The organism is Herbaspirillum sp. RTI4 (assembly GCF_034313965.1).
Classification (GTDB): domain Bacteria; phylum Pseudomonadota; class Gammaproteobacteria; order Burkholderiales; family Burkholderiaceae_D; genus Herbaspirillum.
In genome coordinates, this window is sequence record NZ_JAVIWQ010000002.1 from 854749 (window position 1) to 874600 (window position 19852).

19 protein-coding genes are annotated in these 19852 nt (G+C 57.6%); 8 read left to right on the forward strand and 11 right to left on the reverse strand.

Translation table 11 applies throughout. From position 1 onward, the window contains the following. Nucleotides 1-44: 44 nt before the first annotated feature. The 7 genes from RGU70_RS04075 to ispB all read right to left on the reverse strand — a co-directional run bounded on the left by RGU70_RS04075 (nucleotide 45) and on the right by ispB (nucleotide 8874). Nucleotides 45-938 (reverse strand): A24 family peptidase, encoded by an 894-nt coding sequence (locus tag RGU70_RS04075; protein ID WP_322208122.1) that lies wholly within the window; start codon nucleotides 936-938, stop codon nucleotides 45-47. After that, on the reverse strand, nucleotides 935-2152 hold the full coding sequence (locus RGU70_RS04080) for a type II secretion system F family protein (protein WP_322208123.1): 1218 nt from the start codon (nucleotides 2150-2152) through the stop codon (nucleotides 935-937). The genes RGU70_RS04075 and RGU70_RS04080 overlap by 4 nt, the downstream gene beginning before the upstream one ends. Then, nucleotides 2149-3810 carry a type IV-A pilus assembly ATPase PilB gene (gene pilB, locus RGU70_RS04085; RefSeq protein ID WP_322208124.1) on the reverse strand — a complete coding sequence of 554 codons (1662 nt, stop codon included), beginning with the start codon at nucleotides 3808-3810 and terminating at the stop codon, nucleotides 2149-2151. The genes RGU70_RS04080 and pilB overlap by 4 nt, the downstream gene beginning before the upstream one ends. Nucleotides 3811-4037: 227 nt before the next feature. Further along, the gene (locus tag RGU70_RS04090) at nucleotides 4038-5342 is read right to left on the reverse strand and encodes an HlyC/CorC family transporter (protein ID WP_322208125.1); all 1305 of its coding nucleotides are present in this window, start codon (nucleotides 5340-5342) and stop codon (nucleotides 4038-4040) included. A 114-nt stretch (nucleotides 5343-5456) separates the two neighbouring features. After that, nucleotides 5457-6986 (reverse strand): SulP family inorganic anion transporter, encoded by a 1530-nt coding sequence (locus RGU70_RS04095; protein ID WP_322208126.1) that lies wholly within the window; start codon nucleotides 6984-6986, stop codon nucleotides 5457-5459. Beyond that, entirely contained in the window at nucleotides 6983-7606 is a 624-nt protein-coding gene (locus RGU70_RS04100; RefSeq protein WP_322208127.1) for a carbonic anhydrase, read from the reverse strand. The genes RGU70_RS04095 and RGU70_RS04100 overlap by 4 nt, the downstream gene beginning before the upstream one ends. Before the next feature lie 338 nt (nucleotides 7607-7944). Beyond that, nucleotides 7945-8874, reverse strand: coding sequence for an octaprenyl diphosphate synthase (gene ispB / locus RGU70_RS04105; RefSeq protein WP_416186547.1), 930 nt, complete (start codon nucleotides 8872-8874; stop codon nucleotides 7945-7947). Between the two features lie 359 nt (nucleotides 8875-9233). On the opposite strand from ispB, the gene rplU reads away from it, so the two are divergent. The 4 genes from rplU (at nucleotide 9234) to proB (ending at nucleotide 12442) form a co-directional block, all read left to right on the forward strand. Then, nucleotides 9234-9545, forward strand: a complete 312-nt coding sequence (gene rplU, locus RGU70_RS04110) for a 50S ribosomal protein L21 (RefSeq protein WP_322208129.1) — start codon at nucleotides 9234-9236, stop codon at nucleotides 9543-9545. A 53-nt stretch (nucleotides 9546-9598) separates the two neighbouring features. Further along, nucleotides 9599-9856 (forward strand): 50S ribosomal protein L27, encoded by a 258-nt coding sequence (gene rpmA / locus RGU70_RS04115; RefSeq protein ID WP_322208130.1) that lies wholly within the window; start codon nucleotides 9599-9601, stop codon nucleotides 9854-9856. A gap of 201 nt (nucleotides 9857-10057) precedes the next feature. Then, on the forward strand, nucleotides 10058-11170 hold the full coding sequence (cgtA, locus tag RGU70_RS04120; protein WP_322208131.1) for an Obg family GTPase CgtA: 1113 nt from the start codon (nucleotides 10058-10060) through the stop codon (nucleotides 11168-11170). Nucleotides 11171-11308: 138 nt separating this feature from the next. Further along, the gene (proB, locus tag RGU70_RS04125; RefSeq protein ID WP_322208132.1) at nucleotides 11309-12442 is read left to right on the forward strand and encodes a glutamate 5-kinase; all 1134 of its coding nucleotides are present in this window, start codon (nucleotides 11309-11311) and stop codon (nucleotides 12440-12442) included. A gap of 113 nt (nucleotides 12443-12555) precedes the next feature. Here proB and RGU70_RS04130 read toward each other — a convergent pair whose 3' ends face one another. Then, entirely contained in the window at nucleotides 12556-13170 is a 615-nt protein-coding gene (locus RGU70_RS04130; protein ID WP_322208133.1) for a CNP1-like family protein, read from the reverse strand. 2 nt (nucleotides 13171-13172) lie between these two features. After that, nucleotides 13173-13748, reverse strand: a complete 576-nt coding sequence (locus RGU70_RS04135) for an RNA pyrophosphohydrolase (protein WP_322208134.1) — start codon at nucleotides 13746-13748, stop codon at nucleotides 13173-13175. Between the two features lie 222 nt (nucleotides 13749-13970). Between RGU70_RS04135 and RGU70_RS04140 the strand changes: the two genes are divergently transcribed. After that, nucleotides 13971-15719 carry a proline--tRNA ligase gene (locus tag RGU70_RS04140; RefSeq protein WP_322208135.1) on the forward strand — a complete coding sequence of 583 codons (1749 nt, stop codon included), beginning with the start codon at nucleotides 13971-13973 and terminating at the stop codon, nucleotides 15717-15719. A gap of 163 nt (nucleotides 15720-15882) precedes the next feature. On the opposite strand, the gene RGU70_RS04145 is transcribed toward RGU70_RS04140, so the two are convergent. Together RGU70_RS04145 and ffh are read right to left on the reverse strand one after the other, a co-directional pair. Next, the gene (locus RGU70_RS04145) at nucleotides 15883-16221 is read right to left on the reverse strand and encodes an SWIB/MDM2 domain-containing protein (protein WP_322208136.1); all 339 of its coding nucleotides are present in this window, start codon (nucleotides 16219-16221) and stop codon (nucleotides 15883-15885) included. Nucleotides 16222-16394: 173 nt separating this feature from the next. Then, complete coding sequence (ffh, locus tag RGU70_RS04150; RefSeq protein ID WP_322208137.1) at nucleotides 16395-17762, reverse strand: signal recognition particle protein; 1368 nt, start codon at nucleotides 17760-17762, stop codon at nucleotides 16395-16397. A gap of 137 nt (nucleotides 17763-17899) precedes the next feature. Here ffh and RGU70_RS04155 point away from each other — a divergent pair, with 137 nt between their 5' ends. From RGU70_RS04155 to ampD, 3 genes are read left to right on the forward strand one after another with little or no spacing between them, the layout of a single operon-like run. Then, a complete protein-coding gene (locus tag RGU70_RS04155) occupies nucleotides 17900-18709 on the forward strand; it encodes a cytochrome C assembly family protein (RefSeq protein WP_322208138.1) in 810 nt (269 codons plus the stop codon). Then, nucleotides 18706-18954 carry a PP0621 family protein gene (locus RGU70_RS04160; RefSeq protein ID WP_322208139.1) on the forward strand — a complete coding sequence of 83 codons (249 nt, stop codon included), beginning with the start codon at nucleotides 18706-18708 and terminating at the stop codon, nucleotides 18952-18954. Before RGU70_RS04155 ends, RGU70_RS04160 begins: the two co-directional genes overlap by 4 nt. Continuing rightward, nucleotides 18954-19592 (forward strand): 1,6-anhydro-N-acetylmuramyl-L-alanine amidase AmpD, encoded by a 639-nt coding sequence (gene ampD, locus RGU70_RS04165; RefSeq protein WP_322208140.1) that lies wholly within the window; start codon nucleotides 18954-18956, stop codon nucleotides 19590-19592. Before RGU70_RS04160 ends, ampD begins: the two co-directional genes overlap by 1 nt. The last annotated feature ends 260 nt before the right edge of the window (nucleotides 19593-19852 follow it).

Here is a 19852-nt window from a genome sequence, read left to right on the forward strand (position 1 = left end):
TGAGCGGTTCGGTGATCGGCAAAAGCAGCGCGGCATGCGCAGGGTCAGGGGAACAGCGCGGTGTAAGCGGACAGCAGATGTGGACTTGTGAGCAGAGCCAGCAAACCTGCCAGCGCCAGAAACGGGCCGAATGGCAGCGGCGTTCCCTTTGCCTGCCGTCCTGTGGCCATCAACACGCCGCCCACTATCGCACCCGAGACCGAAGAAAACAAGAGCACTGGCAGCAGCATCTTCCAGCCCAGCCATGCGCCCAGCGCCGCCAGCAGCTTGAAGTCGCCATAGCCTATGCCTTCCTTGCCCGTTGCCAGCCAGAACAACCAGTACACCGCCCACAGCGTCGTATAACCGATGGCGGCACCCAGAACCGCATCCGGCAGCGGGGCGAAACTAGCATTGAGATTGACTAGCAGACCCAGCCACAGCAGCGGCAGGGTCAGGCTGTCGGGCAAGAGCCCGGTGGCGTGGTCAATGGCGGCCAGCGCCAGTAGCGGCGTGGCGAACAGGAGTGCGGCAAGGCCCTGTTGCGTGAGCCCGAAGTGCCAGATCAGACCGGCCCATAACAACGCGCATGCCAGTTCGATGAGCGGGTAGCGCACGGAGATCGTCCCGTCGCAGCGATGGCAGCGACCGCGTTGCCGCAGGAAACTGAGCAGAGGCACATTGTTGTGCCAGCGCAATGCTTGGGAGCAGGAAGGGCAAGCGGAGCGCGGCAGCACCAGGTTGTAGCGCTGGGTATGCGGCAAGGGTTGGCCGAGGGCCTGTGCGATATCGTTTTCCCATGCGCGCTGCATCATGCGCGGCAAGCGGTGGATCACGACATTCAGGAAGCTGCCGGCCAACAGGCCCAACATAGCGGCCAGCAAAGTCGTCAGCGGGTTAGCAGCTTGTGTCAGCGTGTGGTTCGCAGCGAGAAAGTAGTACGACATAGCGACACTCATACTACCGATCCCAAAGTAAAAATGGGCAGGTACATGGCGATGACCAATGCGCCGATGAGGATGCCCAGAACCACCATGATAATCGGTTCCATCAGACTGGCGGCGGCAGATACGGCCAGATCGACTTCCGACTGAAACATATCGGCGGCCTTGCCCAGCATCTGATCCAGCGAACCGGACTCTTCACCGATGGCAGCCATTTGCGTGAGTAGTGGCGGGAAGGCCTGCGTTTGCGCCATTGCCAGCGTCAGGCTGCTGCCGGCGATGATGTCGCGCTGAACGGCTTCGCTTGCCTCACGAAAAACGGCGTTACCGGCGGCAGTGCCGACCGCATCGAGTGCTTCGGCCAGCGGTACGCCGGCAGCAAACATGGTGGCCAGCGTATGCGCCCAGCGGGCTGCGCAGGCTTGGCGCACGATGTTGCCAAGAATCGGCAGTTTGAGCAGAAGCCGGTCGCTCCTGGCGCGCAAAGTCGGTGAGCGACGCCAGCCGCGCACCAGACCCCAGCTGGTTCCGCACAGAACCACGAGCATCAAATGCCACCAGGCGACGACCCAGTTGGAAAGCGCAATGACCGCCTGCGTCATCAGCGGCAGTTCGGCGCCAAACCCCTTGAAGACGGCGGCAAACGCGGGTACGACAACAATCATGATGACGGCCGTGACGATCAGCGCCACGGCCACGATAGCGGCCGGATACAACAGTACTGAGCGCAGTTTGGCTTTCAGGGCGAGCGTTTTTTCCTGATAAGTCGCCAGTCGGGCGAGCAGCTCATCGAGCACCCCCGCCTGTTCGCCGGCCCCGACCAGATTGCAAAACAGCGGGTCGAAATACTGAGGATGCGCGGCAAAGGCTTGCTGCAGACTACTGCCGCTTTCGATGGCCGTACCGAGTTGCCCCAGCAGGCGCACCACTGCCGGATTGGTGTGACTGTTGGCGACAATGCCGAAGGACTGTAGCAGCGGCACACCGGCCTTGATCATGGTCGCCAGTTGTCGCGTCAGCATGCAGATATCCTTGGGCTTGATGCGCCCGCTAAAACGCTTTGGCCGCAGCTGCGCGACCAGCACCCCGCGTTCGCGCAGAGCACTGTGGGCAAGGGCAAGGCTGTGCGCACTGAGTTCTCCTCGCGCCGGTTTGCCGTGGCGATCCCGGCCATGCCACTGATAAATCGTTTCGCGCGGGGGCGTGCTTGGTGGGGATGAGCTGTTCATGGCGGGGTGCAGGCGAGGACTTCTTCCAGACTGGTCAGACCCTGGCGCATTTTGAGCAGGCCGGCTTGCCGCAAGCTGGTGATGCCTTCGCTTGCCGCCTGGGCCGCGATCTGGGACGTGGTGGCGCTGGCCAGAATCAGATTTTCCATGGCCGCGCTGACGGGCATGACCTGATAAATACCGACTCTGCCGCGATAGCCGCTACCGGAGCAGACCTTGCAGCCAGCGGCGGCGTAGGCTTGCCACGCGTCATCGCATTCAGCGGGGGGGAAACCGGCTTGCAGCAAGAGTGCTTTGGGCAAGGTGACGGGCTGCTTGCACTGACACAGACGGCGCGCCAGCCGCTGCGCAGTGATGAGCGTGACCGCCGAGGCGATATTGAAGGGCGCCATGCCCATGTTGCGCAGGCGCGTCAGGGTGGAGGGGGCGTCGTTGGTATGCAGCGTTGACAGCACCAGATGACCGGTCTGGGCGGCTTTGACGGCGATATCGGCGGTTTCCAGATCGCGGATTTCGCCGATCATGATGACGTCGGGGTCCTGTCGCAGGAAAGCGCGCAGGGCGACGGCAAAACTCAGGCCGGCGCGCTCGTTGACGTTGACCTGATTGATGCCGTTGAGGTGAATTTCTACCGGGTCTTCGATGGTGGAAATATTACTTTCGGGGCGATTCAGAATATTCAGGCAGGCATAAAGCGACACCGTTTTTCCGGAGCCGGTGGGGCCGGTCATGACGATCATTCCGTGCGGCTGGCGCAGCGCGGCAAGCAGCAGTTGTTGCTGTTGCGGTTCATAGCCGAGGGTGTCGATGGCGATATCGACTGCGCCGGTATTGAGCAGGCGCAAGACGATTTTTTCACCGAACAGGGTGGGCAGGGTTGATACGCGAAAATCGACGGGGGCCTTTCCTTCCATGGTCAGGCGCATGCGCCCATCCTGCGGCACACGTTTTTCGGCGATGTCCAGACGCGCCAGCACTTTGATGCGGGATGCCAGATTGTCTTTCAATGCCAGCGGCGGCGGGTCGAGATCGCGCAAGACGCCATCGACCCGGACGCGGATGCGGCACAGGTGTTCAAACGGTTCGAGATGCAGATCGGACGCGCCCAAGCGGATGGCTTCTTCCAAAATAGTATGCAGATAACGAACCACCGGAGCGTCGTCTTCAGGGCGACTGGTGCTGGCGGGCGCAGCTGCGGTGCGTTCGCTGGACGTTGCCGTGTCGGGCGCTTCCTGCGCATGGGAGGCGATCATTTGCAACAGCCTGGGATGTTCGACCACGACCGGGTCGACCAGCAACTGGGTCTGAAACCGGATTTGCGCCAGCGCATCGGTGGCGGAGGGGTCGGAAATAGCGACGGTGAGGCGCCGTCCCTGCAAGCGCAGAGGCAGGATGCGGTGGCGTTGCAGCAGTTTGTGATCGCTGAAAGGGAGTGACCTGGTTTCGGGTGCCGGTGCGCTCAACTCTTCGAAGGGATAGCCGTAATGTCGGGCGCAAAACAGGGCGAGAGATCGCGCGGAAAGAGCGCCGTCTTGCAGCAGCAGGTCGATAAAAGGGGTGTTGTCGGTGGCTGCGCTGCATAGCGCGTCGGCCTTTTCGGGCGACAGCAGACCGGCTTGCAACAGGGCGGCGGGAAGGCCGTGATCGTTTGCATTCATGGGGCGGATAAGGGACTTGGCAGGCAGTGGTCAAGGACTCGCTGAACGCCTACTGTGTTGCGAGCAGTGCAGTCATTTGCCGGGACTACTTGTCCTGAGCTTGGCCTGCTCGCCACACTGACATGCTAAATCAGCGGTTCTTTGAACCATTTCCCATTGGAAATGGTGGGCCATCATGCCGAGTCAAATCCACGATGTAAAGTCGTCGGAAAAGAGAGCGGGAGTTTCTAGGACAATTCATCCCGCACAGAAACCGCGGGGCCGCGGCGGATCAGTTTAGCCACTTTGATGGCCTGATTTTGTACCTGCACGATTTCGATGATGCAGCCATCCTGCTTGACGCAGACGTTGGCTTCGGGGATGTCGCGCAGCCATTCCAGCAGCAGTCCGTTGAGGGTTTTGGGGCCGTCCAACGGCAGTTGCAGCGATAGTCGTTTGTTGATGTCGCGCAGGGTGGTCGTGCCATCGAGCAGGCAGACCCCGTCCTCGTCCCAGGCAAAGGCGTCGGCGCGGGAAGCGCCCGGCATCGAGGTGGTGAATTCACCGATCATTTCTTCGATGATGTCTTCGAGGGTGACCAGCCCCTGCACTTCGCCGTATTCATCGACGATGATGCCGAGCCGCTCATGATTTTCCTGAAAATACTGGAGCTGGGTGAAGACGTCGGTGTCTTGCGGAATAAAGTAGGGCGGCGTCAGCAAAGCGCGAAAATCTTCAATGCTGATTTCTTCTTCCTGCGTCAGCAGCGCGACCACTTTTCGCACATGGAGGATGCCGATGATCTGATTGATTTCGCCTTCGTAGACCGGGAGTTTGTTGTGGTAGCAGGTTGCCAGATGATGGCGGATATCGTCTACCGAGGCGGCGAGGTTGAGTGCTTCTACTTGCGAGCGCGGGGTCATCACATCTTCGACCGAGATTTTTTCCAGATCGAACAGGTTGAGCAAAATGCTTTTGTGTTTTTGCGGAATGAAGTTGCCGCCTTCTAGCACGATGGAGCGCAATTCTTCCGGCGATAGCCGGGTGGTGTGCGCATGAATCCCGGTTTTAATGCGCAGAATGGCCAGGAACGTGGAAACGAACAGATTGACGAACCAGATCAGCGGTTTGGCGATCGTCATCAGCGGTCTGAGGATGAAGCTGGTCGGCAGTGCGATGCGTTCCGGGTAGGTGGCGCCGATGATTTTGGGCCCGATTTCGGCAAACACGATGAGCAGGAAGGCTACGCCGGCGGTAGCGCCCGTGATGACTTTTTCATGGTTGCCAAAGGTGGAGATGGCAATGGCGGTGACCAGCGCGGTGGCCAGCGCATTAATCAGGGTGTTGGCGATGAGAACCAGGGAGAGCAGTTTGTCGGTGCGTTCCAGCAGCCACAGGGTGGTCGTGGCGCGCTTGTTGCCGCGCTTGGCCATGTGGCGCAGCCGGTGACGGTTGGCCGCCATCAGCGCCGTTTCGGCCATGGCGAAAAATGCAGAACAGAAAATCAGTACGAAAAGTGCAAGAATTTGCACCCAAAGGGGTACGGTATCCAAAGGGTCACCGTTCGAAAATGGAGAGCATGTTAGGGGGAAGAGTTGCGCCGGCTGTTTATTACCGGCGATTCAGATAAAGCAAGATTTGTATTATAAATCAATACACGTTCTAGCCTACGGTGGATTCACCACCGGAGCCGGTGAGGGGAGGGCTTGCCATGCGGCGCGCAGGCCGTGAAAGTGGACGGTAATGGCGCACTGCGCGGCATGGTAATCAAAGCGTTGCAGTACGGCTAAGACGTCGGGATCGATGAAATCGACGTGGTCGGCGTCGATGGTGAGCGTGGCACCGGGGGGGATGGCGTCTAAATGCTTCTGTAGTGTGATTTTGCCCAGAAAAGAGACGTCCTTGCGAAAGAGGAGGAAATATTGATTGTCGTAATGGGAAAATAAAAACGTATGACGCAAATTGGCGGCGATAGTGAGCGTGAGGCAAAAGACAAACCCCAGCGCCGCGCCACTCAATACATCCAGCGCGATGACGCCGCCGGCGGTCGCCAGAAACGGCCCCCAGGAATGGATGCCTTGCCTGGCAATTGACAGGAGGCGCGAGGGCTTGGCCAGTTTGTAGCCGGTATGAAACAGGATGGCGGCCAGACTGGCCAGAGGAATCAGATTCAGTAAGTGATCCAGCGTAAACATGCTGATCAACAGCAATAGTCCATACACGACCGCTGCCATTTTGCTGCGCGCGCCCGTATTCAGATTGGTGGAGCTGTGGACGACCATGACACCGATAGGTAAGCCACCGATTAGCCCTGCCAGCAGATTGCCGCAACCTTGTGCGCGCAATTCGCGGTTGGGCGTTGTCGGGTGCGGATGCGGATCGAGTTGTTCTACCGCCTCCATGCTGAGCAGGGAATTGAGACTGGCGACGAGCGCTAAACTCATTGCGATGAGCCAGACCTGTGGGTCCCCCAAACGGGTGAAATCGGGAAACGCCAGGATGCTCCGCAGATCGGCGAAGGAATGGAGTATCGGCAATTCGACCCGGTGTTCGGATGGCAGGGCCAGCATCGGCGCCCATTTGCTCAGTATCAACGTCGATAGGATGCCGGTCAGGACCACCAGTAATGCCGCTGGCGTGGTGCGCACCAGTGGCGACCTGCGCAGAGTGGCGTTCTCCCAGAGAAAGAGCAGCAGCAGGCTTAACAGCGTCACTCCCAGCGAAGTCAGTAGATGCCCATTGAGCGAGGTGGCCGCGCTGATCCAGTTGCCGTCGGGGAAGCCGAGCGCCAGAGGAATTTGTTTGAGCATCAACAGCAAGCCTATGCCGGTGAGCATGCCTTTAATGACGGAGGAGGGCGCGTAGGCAGCTAGTTGTCCGGCTTTCAGGAGGCCGAGTCCGATTTGCATGATCCCGGCCAGTACCACGGCACTCAGGAAGGCATTGAAACTGCCCAGCCGCGCAATGGCTTCCACGATGATCAGAATCAAGCCGGCCGCAGGTCCGCTGACGGTCAGGCGCGAACCGCTCAGGAGCGCCACAATGACGCCGCCGATGATGCCGGACAGCATTCCCGCTGCGGGTCGTACGCCGGAGGCATCGGCGATGCCCAGACAGAGCGGCATGGCGATCAGAAACACGATGCTGCCCGCCAACAGGTCGGCACCGCGTGCCATTGCCCATATTTGAGCCGTCATGCGAATTTGATGGCGGCAATCGGCTGCGTCGGCGCTGAATCCTGAGGCAATACCTGCAGTCGTCCATCCTCCAGGCTGAAGATCCATCCGTGCAGTGTCAATGCTTGTTCTGCGGTGCGGATGACGGGCATGCGACGCAGTGCTGTCAGTTGGTGCTGCACGTTGATTTCGGCAAAACGGTCGACGCGGGCATCGAAGGAATCACAGGACAACAGGGTCGTTGCGTGCCGTGCGGCCAGCTCCCGTAATGGCTGGAGGTGCCGGTTGACGGCCGGCAAGTCGGGGTCGAGCGGCATCAGCGCGGCGCGTACGCCGCCGCAGCCGTAATGGCCGCAGACGACGATATGGCGCACCTTGAGTACTTTCACGGCATATTCAATGACGCTGGCGGCGTTGGTGTCGTCGGTACAAACGAGGTTGGCGATATTGCGATGGACGAATAATTCGCCGGGCAGCGAGACCGTGATTTTTTCAGCCGGTACGCGGCTGTCGGCGCACCCTATCCAGAGTGTTTCGGGATTCTGGATTTTGGAAATGCGCGTGAAAAAATCGGCGTCGCGCCGGATCATGTCGGCGGCCCACGCCACGTTTTTGGCAAGCATGAGTTTTTGGTGGCTCACGATACGATCCTTTGGTAGCTAAAGGCATCTGAAATAACGTGGCGCCGCGCCGCAGGGGATGCCCGTGACGGTTGGTTGTGCGTTATGACAGGCGTCTTTGATTTACGGGGAGGAGGAAAGTAGCATGGAGAATAAAAAAAGCATCCGTGTTTACATTAGTAAACAGCCATATTTTTTCTAAACTATTTGCTATAGATGGGGCTAAGAATAGTTTTGAGAAAGGCCTGTTGGTATGGCGAGGCATTTGTTTCGTTTTTAGATCGGATGGCGGTTCGCCGGGGGATATGCGTCCGCCCTTTTGATAGGGGCGGACTTGCAGGGCAGGGGCGGTGAGGGGGTCAGTGATTGCGGTCGACCGCAAACGTGGCCAGATCCAGCAGCGCTTGCTTATAGATGCTCTCAGGCATCGCTTCCAGGGCTGCGCTGGCACGTTGTCCGGCCGTGACCGCGTTTTTGCGGGCGTAATCCAGTGCGCCCGACTCCGTGATGGCCGCCAGTATTTCTGCAAAATGTTGCTGATCGCCATTTTCGATGCAGGAGCGTACCAGCGCTTGTTGCTTTGCGTTGCCGTGTTCCATCAAATAGATCAGCGGCAGGGTGGTTTTCCCTTCGCGCAAGTCGTCGCCGACGTTTTTGCCGATATCGGCGGCGTTGCCGGAGTAGTCGAGTACATCGTCGATCAGCTGGAACGAGGTGCCCAGCGAGCGGCCGTATTCGCCGGCGGCTTCGATGGCGGCTTCGTCTGCGCCGGCAATGAGTGCGCCCAGTTGGGCGGCGGCTTCAAATAATTTGGCGGTTTTGGAGCGGATGACTTGCAGGTAATCGGCTTCGGTCACGTCAGGGTTGTGCATGTTCAGCAATTGCAGGACTTCGCCTTCGGCGATGACGTTGGTGGCGTCGGCGACGATCTGCATCACGCGGGCGTCGCCGACCTTGACCATCATCTGAAATGCTCTGCTGTAAAGGAAGTCTCCGACCAGAACCGACGCTGCGTTGCCGAACAAGGCATTGGCGGTGGGCTTGCCGCGGCGTAGCGAGGATTCATCGACGACATCGTCGTGCAGCAGCGTGGCGGTGTGGATGAATTCGATGACGGCGGCCAGGCTGTGGTGCGCTTCGCCCCGATAGCCATGGGCATTGGCGATCAGGAGTACCAGTATTGGACGAATCCGTTTGCCGCCGGCACCGATGATATATTCGGCGACCTGATTAACCAGCGGCACTTCAGAGTGCAGCTGACGGCGGATAACGGCATTGACTGCCTGCATGTCGCCGGCGATGGTGTCGGCGAGGTTATTCTGGGATGGGGCGTGGATGGCTGCGGACAAGGCGAAACCTGTTAAGAGGCATGAAGTGGCGTGATTATACGATGAGCAGCAACAGCGGGGGCCGGAGCGACGTTATTCCTCCGGCGACGGAGCATTAATTCGCCTGAGAAAATGTGTTGTTTTTGCTGCTTGTCAAGAGTTTTTGACGGATGCGCTAAGTCTATGTATAATTAGAGGTTTTCCCGATTCAAAAGACGCAGTTCGCATGGCTGGTTCTCCTGCCGATGCGGCGTAGTGCAGTGTTTTGTTACGTCTCGGTGAAGAAAATGTTCTTTAATTTTCATTCGATGAGGTTCCCCATGTACGCGGTCATAAAAACCGGTGGCAAACAGTATAAAGTTGTCGCTGGTGAAAAACTTAAAGTAGAACAGATACCGGCAGACATAGGCTCCGAAATCACTTTGGATCAGGTGCTCGCTGTGGGCGCTGGTGAAACCGTGAAATTCGGTGCGCCGTTGGTCGAGGGTGCAACGGTGCTAGCTACAGTTGTAGCGCAAGGTCGCCACGATAAAGTCAAGATCTTCAAAATGCGTCGTCGTAAGCATTATCAGAAGCGTCAAGGCCATCGTCAAAACTATACCGAATTGCAAATCGTCTCGATCAACGCCTAATCGGTTTCCGATATAGCGTTCTGGTCAGCAAAACAGATACCAAGGAGTTCTAAGTGGCACATAAAAAAGGCGGCGGCACTACGCGCAACGGCCGTGACTCAGAGTCAAAACGACTCGGCGTCAAGGTCTATGGTGGCCAGGCAATCAATGCCGGCGGCATCATCATCCGTCAACGGGGCACTAAAGTGCATCCAGGCGAAAACGTCGGTATGGGCAAGGATCACACCCTGTTCGCACTGACACCAGGCAAGGTGCAGTTTGTTGTCAAGGGTCTCAAGCAACGTCAGTTCGTGACGGTGGTTGCAGCCTGATAACACGGCTCAGCACGATGAAAGGCATCAGCCTTTCATAAAAAGGCTCTGCCTCCGGTGGGGCCTTTTGGTTTTCTGAGGGTAATAAAAGCGTCGCCAGCATCCCTCTGGCGCAGGCCGGCGCCAGGATGCGTCCATGCCGGCGACTTGCAACAGGCAGTAAACAAACAGGGCCGCGCTCTTTTGCCGCGGCAAACAAGCATGAAGTTTATCGACGAAGCAAAAATCGAACTCATCGCCGGCGACGGTGGTAATGGCGTGGCAAGTTTTTGCCGCGAAAAATTCCGTCCGTTCGGCGGGCCTGACGGCGGCGACGGCGGCAAGGGTGGCAGTATCTGGGCGGTTGCCGACCGCAACGTCAACACACTGATTGACTACCGTTTTGCGCGGCTGCACAAGGCGCGTAACGGCGAAAATGGTCGCGGTGCCGACTGCTACGGCAAGGGCGCGGACGATATTTTCCTGCGCATGCCGGTAGGCACGCTGATTGTCGATATTCTCAACGGCGAACCGATTGCCGATCTGACCGAACACGAACAAGTTGTCTTGCTGGCCAAGGGCGGCGAAGGCGGCTGGGGCAATATCCATTTCAAGACATCGACCAACCGCGCCCCGCGTCAGAAAAGCGAAGGCAAGGAAGGCGAACGACGCGATTTGCGTCTGGAGCTCAAAGTGCTGGCCGATGTCGGCTTGCTCGGACAGCCGAACGCCGGCAAATCGACTTTCATCACCGCCGTCTCGAACGCGCGGCCGAAAATTGCCGATTATCCGTTTACGACGCTGCATCCGAATCTGGGCGTGGTCCGTGTCAGCCATGAGAAAAGCTTCGTCATTGCCGATATTCCGGGACTGATCGAAGGCGCGGCCGATGGCGCGGGACTGGGCATTCAGTTCCTCAAGCATTTGCAACGTACCGGCTTGCTGCTGCACATTGTCGATCTGGCGCCGTTCGAAGATACCGTCGATCCCGTCAAGGAAGCGAAGGCCATCGTCCAGGAATTGAAAAAGTACGACGAATCCCTGTTCGACAAACCGCGCTGGCTGGTACTCAACAAGCTGGATGTGGTGCCGGCCGCAGAGCGCCGCGCACGCGTCAAAGATTTCGTGAAGCGTTTCGGCTGGAAAGGCAAAGTGTTCGAAATTTCGGCGCTGACGCGTGAAGGCTGCGAAGAGTTGATCACTGAAATTTATGCTTATCTGGATGAAAAGCGGCAGCAGGAATACCGTGCTGAAGAAACCCAGATGACCGAAGAAGCGCGTGGTATTGCTTCTATCGATCCTGACGATCCGCGTTTCAAAATCATCGAGGAATAAGCAAACAGACCTCCCGGCGGCATTCGTCAGGAGGTCTTTCCACGATGCAGGTTCCATTTCGCTGGCGGACATGTCCGTCGGCCACCATTGAGCGTCTCTGCACGTATCGCCAGCAATCTAGAAGTCTGGATAAAACCCATGCAATCCGTCATTCAAAACGCCAAACGCATTATCGTCAAAGTCGGGTCCTCGTTGGTGACCAACGATGGCAAGGGACTCGATAGCGCGGCGATTGCCAATTGGGCGCAACAGATCGCTCAGTTGCGCGGACTCGGCAAGGAAGTCGTACTGGTCAGTTCCGGTGCGATCGCCGAGGGCATGCAGCGTCTCGGTTTTGAAAGGCGGCCGACCGGTGTGCATGAGTTGCAGGCCTGCGCCGCCGTCGGCCAGATGGGCTTGGCGCAAATTTACGAAACCAGCTTCCGCAGCCATCAGCTGCATACGGCGCAAGTCTTGCTGACGCACGCGGATCTGGCCGACCGAGAGCGCTATCTGAACGCACGTTCAACCTTGTTTACTCTGCTGCGCTTTGGCGTGGTACCGATCATCAACGAAAACGATACGGTGGTCACCGATGAAATCAAATTCGGCGACAACGATACCCTCGGTGCGTTGGTGGCCAATCTGATCGAGGCGGACGTCCTGGTCATTCTGACCGATCAACGCGGCTTGTTTACGGCGGACCCGCGCAAGGACCCCGCGGCCCGATTTGTGGATGAAGCTGTCGCTGGTGATGTGGCGCTGGAAGCGATGGCGGGCGGTGCCGGCTCCAGCCTTGGACGCGGCGGCATGCTGACCAAAATTCTGGCGGCCAAGCGCGCTGCCGCCTCGGGTGCGCATACGGTGATTGCCTGGGGCCGGGAAGAACAAGTGCTGACACGACTGGCAAACGGAGAGGCCATCGGTACCCATCTGATTGCCCAGACCCCGCAATTGACGGCCCGCAAGCAATGGATGGCCGACCACTTGCAAACTGCCGGCAGCGTCATGCTGGACGCGGGGGCAGTGCAAAAACTGAGTGCAGAAGGAAAGTCGCTGTTGCCGATTGGCGTGACGGAAGTGATAGGACAGTTCGGACGTGGCGACGTGATTACTTGTGTCGATGCGGCTGGCAGAGCCGTTGCGCGGGGTATCAGCAATTACGCCAGTGGCGACGCGCGCCGCATCATGCGTCATTCTTCGGCAGATATCCTGTCCATCCTCGGTTTTGTTGAGGAAGTCGAATTGATACATCGTGACAATATGGTGTTGTTACAGGGCGGCGCTGAATAAGCGACCGCGTGGGGTAAGCGGAGGGTATCAATCTTGCTCTACACAAACAGGCGTGTTCTCATTTCTGAGACTGCCCCTCCCGTCCCGCCTCCCCAGAAGCTATTTATCCCGATTCAACGACCCTTGGCGTTGCCGCTGGAGTTCATCGGTTGATGATTGCGAAAGCGCAGAACAATCGTTTCCAGGTCGCCGGCAATGGTTGTGCCGTCGCAAAAATATTCTTTGAATAGCACGGCATCCTGACGATTGGCGCCGGCATTGGAGATGACTTTCCATTTGTCCTGACGCGCACGCGACCAGGCTCCATCACTGCGTCCGAATGCGTAGGATTTGCTTTCGTACGTTGCGCAACGAATCCCGTTGTAGCTGACATTGACAGCGCCGCCCTGGGTTTTGACGACCATCGTATAGCGGATCACGCCATCGGTGCCGATGCTGATCGATTTGGCATCGACCGCCGATTGTCCCGTTGCTCTGGGGTCGACATAAAAAGAAGCCAGATCAGACTCTTGCGGAGCAGGTGGCAATTGCAGACTGATTTCTTGCCATGACTTGCTTGAATCGTCGAAATCTTCATCCAAATTGCCGGGTAGTCCTGTCAAAGAACCCGCGGCGAACGCGCCGGAGCTGCATAACAATCCTGTTGCCAGGATCATGCGGAGTACTTGCGGCAAGGAGCAGGGCAGTGCGCGTGCAGAATGGCTGGCGTCAGATTTCAATGGAGGCATAGTCAATTGTCGGGGAGTGAGGGGGGCGCGACAGGCGTCGCAGGTTCGCATGTTTTCGCTGCGTCGCTAGTCGCGCAGGGCGACTCGGGACGTAATGCGCCGGCGGGACGCGTCATGAATCGTGACAGTTCTTGCAATGCTTGCTGGTAGACGTCGCGCTTGAATTCAATGACGACATCGAGCGGCACCCAGTAATCGTGCCAGCGCCAGGCATCAAACTCAGGATGGGCCGTCAGACGCAGATTGACATCGCAGTCGCGGCCGACCATGCGCAGCAGAAACCAGATTTGTTTCTGACCGCGATAATGGCCGCGCACTTCGCGCTTGATGAAATGGTCGGGAACCTCGTAGCGCAACCAGTCGCGGGTACGACCGATTATTTTCACGTGTTCGGCCCTCAGGCCGATTTCCTCTTCGAGTTCGCGAAACATCGCTTGCTCCGGAGTTTCGCCGTATTTGATCCCACCCTGAGGAAACTGCCAGGAATGCTCGCGCACCCGCTTGCCCCACCACACCTCATTTTGCGCGTTCAGCAGAATGATGCCGACGTTCGGGCGAAAGCCTTCTCGATCCAGCATGACTAACCTCGATACTTTCTGCGGCCAAACGTACTCAATTGCGCAATCAGTCGTGTGCGGCTCTGTCATTGGCTGCGCGCGTCACACTCCATTAGTGCGGGTGTTTGGCGGACAGACGGGCGAAACATGAATCGATTGTGCAAAGAGTGGGCGCATCGGCCAACTAATCCTTTAAAATTGCACTGATTATAACCCCCCCTCTTTTAAAAAGAACCGATCGTCATGCGCGCCTCCCGATTTTTTATTTCCACCCAAAAAGAAGCTCCTGCCGATGCTGAAATCGTCAGTCACAAACTGATGATGCGCGCCGGCATGATCAAACGTCTGGGTTCCGGCATTTACACTTACATGCCCATGGGTTTGCGCGTTATCCGCAAGGTCGAAGCCATTGTCCGCGAGGAAATGAATCGCGCCGGGGCGGTTGAATTACTCATGCCGCTGGTGCAGCCGGCCGAACTCTGGCAGGAAACCGGCCGCTGGGACAAAATGGGCGCCGAACTGATGCGTGTGAAGGACCGGCATGGCCGGGAATTCGCCATCCAGCCGACGTCGGAAGAAGTCGTGACTGACATGGCGCGCAGCGAATTGCGCAGCTACAAGCAACTCCCCGTCAATTTTTATCACATCCAAACCAAATTCCGCGACGAGCGACGGCCGCGTTTCGGTCTCATGCGCGGACGTGAATTCACGATGAAGGACGCGTACTCGTTCGATCGCGACGCAGAGGGCCTCCAGCGCTCGTATCAAATCATGTACGACACCTATACGCGCATCTTCACCCGCTTCGGTTTGCAATTCCGTGCAGTGGCGGCCGATAACGGTGCCATTGGCGGTTCCGGCTCCCACGAATTCCATGTGATTGCGGCCACCGGCGAAGACGCATTGGTATATTGCCCTACCTCCGACTACGCGGCCAATATGGAAGCGGCAGAAGCATTGGCGATCAGTGCCACACGCCCGGCAGCCAGTGAAGCAATGGTGAAATTGGCCACGCCCGGTAAATCGAAATGCGAGGCCGTCGCGGAAATGCTCAACGTGCCGCTGGATCGCACCATTAAATCCATCGTGCTGGCGGTCGATGCCAATCCCGATGCAAAATCGGGGACCGCCGATGCCGCCAAGCAAATTTTCCTGCTGTTGTTGCGCGGCGATCATCACATGAACGAAGTCAAAGTCAGCAAAATCGCCGGCATTGCCGGATACCGGTTTGCCAGCGAAGACGAAATTGTCGAGTATTTCGGCACGCCGCCCGGCTACCTGGGGCCGGTGGCAACCCTCAAGCCAGTACGGGTTGTGGCCGATCGCACCGTCGCCAACATGAGCGATTTCATCTGCGGCGCGAATGCAGAAGATTTCCATTACACCGGCGTTAACTGGGGCCGCGATTTGCCAGAACCGGAAGTCGCCGATTTGCGCGATGTGGTCGAAGGCGACGCCTCGCCGGATGGCAAGGGCGTGCTGGCGATTCAGCGCGGCATCGAAATAGGGCATGTCTTTCAACTGGGCACGGCTTACTCGGTCGCGATGAAAGCTACTTACCTCGATGAAAATGGCAAGCCGCAGCCATTGCAGATGGGATGTTACGGCATCGGCATTACCCGGATTCTGGGTGCAGCGATTGAGCAGAATTTCGACGAAAAAGGGATCGTCTGGCCTTTGGCGCTGGCCCCGTTCGAAGTAGTGCTGTGCCCGATGGGCTATGACCGTAGCGCCGACGTCAAACTGCAAGCCGATGCGCTGTATGACAAGTTAGCGGCTGCGGGAGTGGATGTTGTCCTCGATGATCGCAATGAGCGACCCGGCGCCATGTTTGCCGATTGGGAGCTGATTGGTGTACCGCACCGTATTGTGATCGGTGACCGTGGCCTTAAGGAGGGACAGCTCGAATATCAGGGACGGCGCGATACGGCGGCGACACCGGTTCCTCTTGAGCAAGCGACCGCTTTCGTTCTGGAGAAGCTGGCGCGCTGATGACGATATCGGGATTGGCGTGCGCTGCGTTTTAACTGGCGCGCGAAAATCCCGACGGCGATAATCACCAATACAAACATAAGCGCAAAAACAAAAACGCCCGCGCGATGCGGGCGTTTTTGTTTTGCAAGAAGAGTTGCAAAACCCTGCTACTGCGAATGGCTTATTTCAAATGACCGGAAATCAGTTTAGTCATTTCAAACATGGAAACTTGTTTCTTGCCGTCAAAAATAGCTAACAACTTTGCATCTGCATCGATATTGCGCTTGTTTTCTGGGTTTTGCAGATTGTGTTTCTTGATGTATTCCCACACTTTCTTGGTGACTTCTGTGCGTGGCAACGGTGCTGCGCCGACCACTTCAGCCAATGCTGCGGATGGTGTCAATGGCTTCATGAAAGCAGCGTTAGGTGTACGCGCTGCCGGTTTTGCTGCGGCTGGTTTCTTGACTGCTGCTGGCTTTGCTGCAGCTTTAGCTGCGGCTGGTTTTTTTGCTGTGACCATCTGTGAGCCTCCTAAACAGGGACGTTGGTTAAATGCGTCAATTACGCACCGCTAATAGTGGTGGGGTTTCCCCCTTGATGCAAGTGTTTTTTACGCGTTTCAGACTGATTTTGTCTATGAGGCAACGCAAGTTGTCAGTCTTTATTCTCCGCCGACGATCTTGTACGCGCCGCTTAGCGCATTCCCGGCAGCATGCCTTTCATGCCGCGCATCATTTTCATCATGCCGCCGCTCTGCATTTTTTTCATCATGGTTTGCATTTGATCGAATTGCGCCAGCATGCGGTTGACGTCTTGTACTTGCACACCGGCACCGGCGGCAATGCGGCGTTTGCGCGTGGCCTTGATCAGCTCGGGTTTGGCGCGTTCTTTCAGGGTCATCGAATTGATCATCCCTTCCATGCGGCGCACTTGCTTGTCCGCCTGGCCCATATTGGCGCCGCTGGCAGCTTGCTGCATTTGCGCCGGCAGCTTGTCGAGAAGGCCGGCCATGCCGCCCATTTTTTTCATCTGACCGAGCTGGGCCTTGAAATCGTTCAGGTCAAACTTACCGCCGCCTTTAATCTTCTGCGCCAAATCCTGCGCGGCGGCAACGTCCATTCCCTTTTTGGCTTCTTCGACCAGCGCCAGAATGTCGCCCATACCGAGAATACGGTTGGCCATGCGGCTAGGGTCGAAGGCTTCAAGGCCGTCGAGTTTTTCGGAAACGCCGGCAAACTTGATCGGCTTGCCGGTAATGTGTCGCACCGACAATGCCGCCCCGCCGCGCGAATCGCCATCGAGTTTGGTCAGGATAATACCGGTCAGCGGCAGTGCATCGCTGAAGGCCTTGGCCGTATTAATAGCATCCTGACCCAGCATGGCATCGACCACGAACAGGGTTTCAATCGGCTTGACGGCGGCGTGCATGGCGCTGATTTCCAGCATCATCGCTTCATCGATACCGAGACGACCGGCGGTATCAATGATCAGGACATCGTGATAATGGCGCTTGGCGAAATCCAGAGCGGCAAGGGCGATGGCGACAGGATCATCGCTTGCTTCGGTCGGAAAAAAATCCGCGCCGGCTTGTGCCGTGACCGCTTGCAGTTGCGCAATAGCGGCCGGACGGTAGACGTCGGCAGAAACAGTCAGGACTTTCTTTTTCTTGTTTTCGCGCAAATATTTGGCCAGCTTACCGACGGTCGTGGTTTTACCCGCGCCTTGCAAACCGGCCATCAAAATGATTGCCGGCGGTTGCGTGGCAAAACTGAGCTGCGAGGCATCGGGGCCGAGATCGGCTCCCATCAGGCTGGCCAGTTCGCGTTGGACGACGCCAACTAGTGCTTGACCAGGGGTCAGCGAGCCGATGACGTCTTCACCGATCGCCGCTTCTTTGACCTTGGCGATGAATTCGCGTACCGCAGGCAGCGCAACGTCGGCCTCAAGCAAGGCCAAGCGCACTTCGCGCAGCATGTCGGCGGTATTGGTTTCGGTCAGACGCGCTTCGCCGCGCAGGGTTTTAACGACTTTGGCAAGCCGGTTGGTCAGATTGTCGAGCATGGTTGTGGGGGCTTCAAAGAGAGTGGTGGCCGCTGTGCGGCAAGCGCGGAGGCGCTGGATTGGCAGTCATTTTAACTGATTGCATCCCGGCGGGCCTCGCGGCAGATTCGGAGGCGACTTGATGATAAACTTGGCCGATGCAAAATTCCTTTTTCCTTCTGGCGGCGCTGTTGTATTTGATCGCAGCGGTATTGCCGACGACTGCGCGCAGGGCGCAGTCCGTATTGACTTTGTTTGGCTGGCTGTTACATGGCGCGGCGCTCTCTGCCGATGTGACGGCTCCCGATGCCGTCCGGGTCGGATTCGCGGCGATGCTGTCAGCCACCTTGTGGATTACGGTCGCTTTCTATTGGCTGGAAAACCGCAATTCCGCTTTGGACAGTCTGCGCGTACTGGTCTTGCCGGTAGCGGCGCTGGCGGTCGTGTTGCCCGGCATTTTTCCCGGCAACATGGTGCCGCTGGCCGGGAAGTCCGGCTGGTTTCTGGGGCATATCGCGATTTCCATTCTGGCCTATAGCACTTTGACCATCGCCGCATTCCACGCGGTACTGATGGTCCTGCAGGAGTCCCGGCTGCATATTCGATCAGCGCAGCCGAAGGCGGGCTGGTTCAATGGCGCGCTGGAGCGGTTGCCGCCCCTGCTGACCATGGAGAAGCTGTTGTTCCGTCTGATCGCGCTCGGTTTTACCTTGCTGACCTTGACCATGTTGTCGGGGGCCGTGTTTTCCGAGCAGCTGTTCGGTCAGGCCTTGAGGCTGGATCACAAAACGATTTTCACTTTTTTCTCCTGGCTGCTGTTCGGTGTGTTGCTGGCAGGCCGGCGGTGGCAGGGCTGGCGCGGCAAAACCGCTTTGCGGTTTACGTTGAGCGGTTTTGCGATTCTCTTACTCGCCTATGTCGGCACCCGTTTCGTGCTGGAAGTGGTATTGCATAGGGCCTTCATATGAAATACCTGATTTGGTTACTGATCCTGGTGGCAGTGGTGGTCTGGCTGAAACGCGCGAAAAAATCGATGATGGGCGGGCCTGGCGCTGCCCCGGGCGGGACACGACGTCCGCCGGCCGCGCCGCAGGTTGAGCGTATCGTCCAGTGCGCCCATTGCCACGTCCATTTCCCTGCCTCGGAAGCGGTGGTGGATGCTGCCGGCAATGTCTTCTGCGGGGAAGAGCATAAGCAATTGTCGACAATCTGATGCCAGCGATGGCCTATCCGGTCCTGATTCTAGATAAGAACGGCTGGTGTCCGGCGGCGCAGCAAGTGCCCTCACCGAATTTCGATGCCCGGCCGGCCGGTGTCGCGGCGGATTTACTGGTCATTCACAATATCAGCCTGCCGCCAGGAGAGTTCGGCGGCCCCTACATTGCCGATCTGTTTACCAATCGGCTCGATTGTCAGGCGCACCCCTATTTCGAGCAACTGCGCCCATTGCGGGTGTCCTCGCATTTTTTAGTGCGACGCGACGGCAGTTTGCTTCAGTTCGTCAGCATTCATGATCGCGCCTGGCACGCCGGTGTCTCCCAGTTCGAGGGTAGGCATGGCTGCAATGCCTTTTCCATCGGGATTGAATTGGAGGGGTCTGATTTTGTCCCATTCGATGACCGCCAATATGCCACCCTGGCGGCGCTGACGGCAGCGCTGCACGATGCAGCGCCCTTGGATGCGATCAGCGGCCACGAACACATCGCACCGGGACGTAAAACCGATCCTGGTCCATTTTTCGACTGGCAGCGCTTTGGCGCGGCGCTGGTCACCGTAGGGGTCAAGAAGCCGGATGTGCCACCGATCCGCTTCGTTATTGGCGATGTCAAAAGTCAAGACGAAAACAGATAAAAATATGCACAAATATTGTTTGCCAAGTCCCTTGGCAGCCACTAGAATTAGTTCCGAAAACTTAAAAAACAACTAGATGTAGTGTTTTTTTGATGATTCTTTGTTTTGCCAGGGAGCGTTTCGGGAGCTTTGCAGCTTACCCGGACGGGCAAACATCAGGTAGTTTCCGCTTGCATGGCGGGCAGGGCGCAGTATTCGCCCCTGCTCTGCATTCATCACCCAATTCGTATGCCCTCGCTGACACGAGGGTTCATTCCTAC

What these genes read in the sequence shown, in the direction of transcription:
- cgtA (WP_322208131.1), top strand. Translation starts at nt 10,058, where the DNA reads ATGAAGTTTATCGACGAAGCAAAAATCGAACTCATCGCCGGCGACGGT.
- RGU70_RS04095 (WP_322208126.1), bottom strand. Translation starts at nt 6,986, where the DNA reads ATGACGGCTCAAATATGGGCAATGGCACGCGGTGCCGACCTGTTGGCG.
- RGU70_RS04155 (WP_322208138.1), top strand. Translation starts at nt 17,900, where the DNA reads ATGCAAAATTCCTTTTTCCTTCTGGCGGCGCTGTTGTATTTGATCGCA.
- rplU (WP_322208129.1), top strand. Translation starts at nt 9,234, where the DNA reads ATGTACGCGGTCATAAAAACCGGTGGCAAACAGTATAAAGTTGTCGCT.
- RGU70_RS04075 (WP_322208122.1), bottom strand. Translation starts at nt 938, where the DNA reads ATGAGTGTCGCTATGTCGTACTACTTTCTCGCTGCGAACCACACGCTG.
- RGU70_RS04135 (WP_322208134.1), bottom strand. Translation starts at nt 13,748, where the DNA reads ATGCTGGATCGAGAAGGCTTTCGCCCGAACGTCGGCATCATTCTGCTG.
- ispB (WP_416186547.1), bottom strand. Translation starts at nt 8,874, where the DNA reads ATGCAGGCAGTCAATGCCGTTATCCGCCGTCAGCTGCACTCTGAAGTG.
- RGU70_RS04145 (WP_322208136.1), bottom strand. Translation starts at nt 16,221, where the DNA reads ATGGTCACAGCAAAAAAACCAGCCGCAGCTAAAGCTGCAGCAAAGCCA.
- ampD (WP_322208140.1), top strand. Translation starts at nt 18,954, where the DNA reads ATGCCAGCGATGGCCTATCCGGTCCTGATTCTAGATAAGAACGGCTGG.
- proB (WP_322208132.1), top strand. Translation starts at nt 11,309, where the DNA reads ATGCAATCCGTCATTCAAAACGCCAAACGCATTATCGTCAAAGTCGGG.
- RGU70_RS04160 (WP_322208139.1), top strand. Translation starts at nt 18,706, where the DNA reads ATGAAATACCTGATTTGGTTACTGATCCTGGTGGCAGTGGTGGTCTGG.
- pilB (WP_322208124.1), bottom strand. Translation starts at nt 3,810, where the DNA reads ATGAATGCAAACGATCACGGCCTTCCCGCCGCCCTGTTGCAAGCCGGT.
- ffh (WP_322208137.1), bottom strand. Translation starts at nt 17,762, where the DNA reads ATGCTCGACAATCTGACCAACCGGCTTGCCAAAGTCGTTAAAACCCTG.
- RGU70_RS04080 (WP_322208123.1), bottom strand. Translation starts at nt 2,152, where the DNA reads ATGAACAGCTCATCCCCACCAAGCACGCCCCCGCGCGAAACGATTTAT.
- RGU70_RS04140 (WP_322208135.1), top strand. Translation starts at nt 13,971, where the DNA reads ATGCGCGCCTCCCGATTTTTTATTTCCACCCAAAAAGAAGCTCCTGCC.
- RGU70_RS04130 (WP_322208133.1), bottom strand. Translation starts at nt 13,170, where the DNA reads ATGCCTCCATTGAAATCTGACGCCAGCCATTCTGCACGCGCACTGCCC.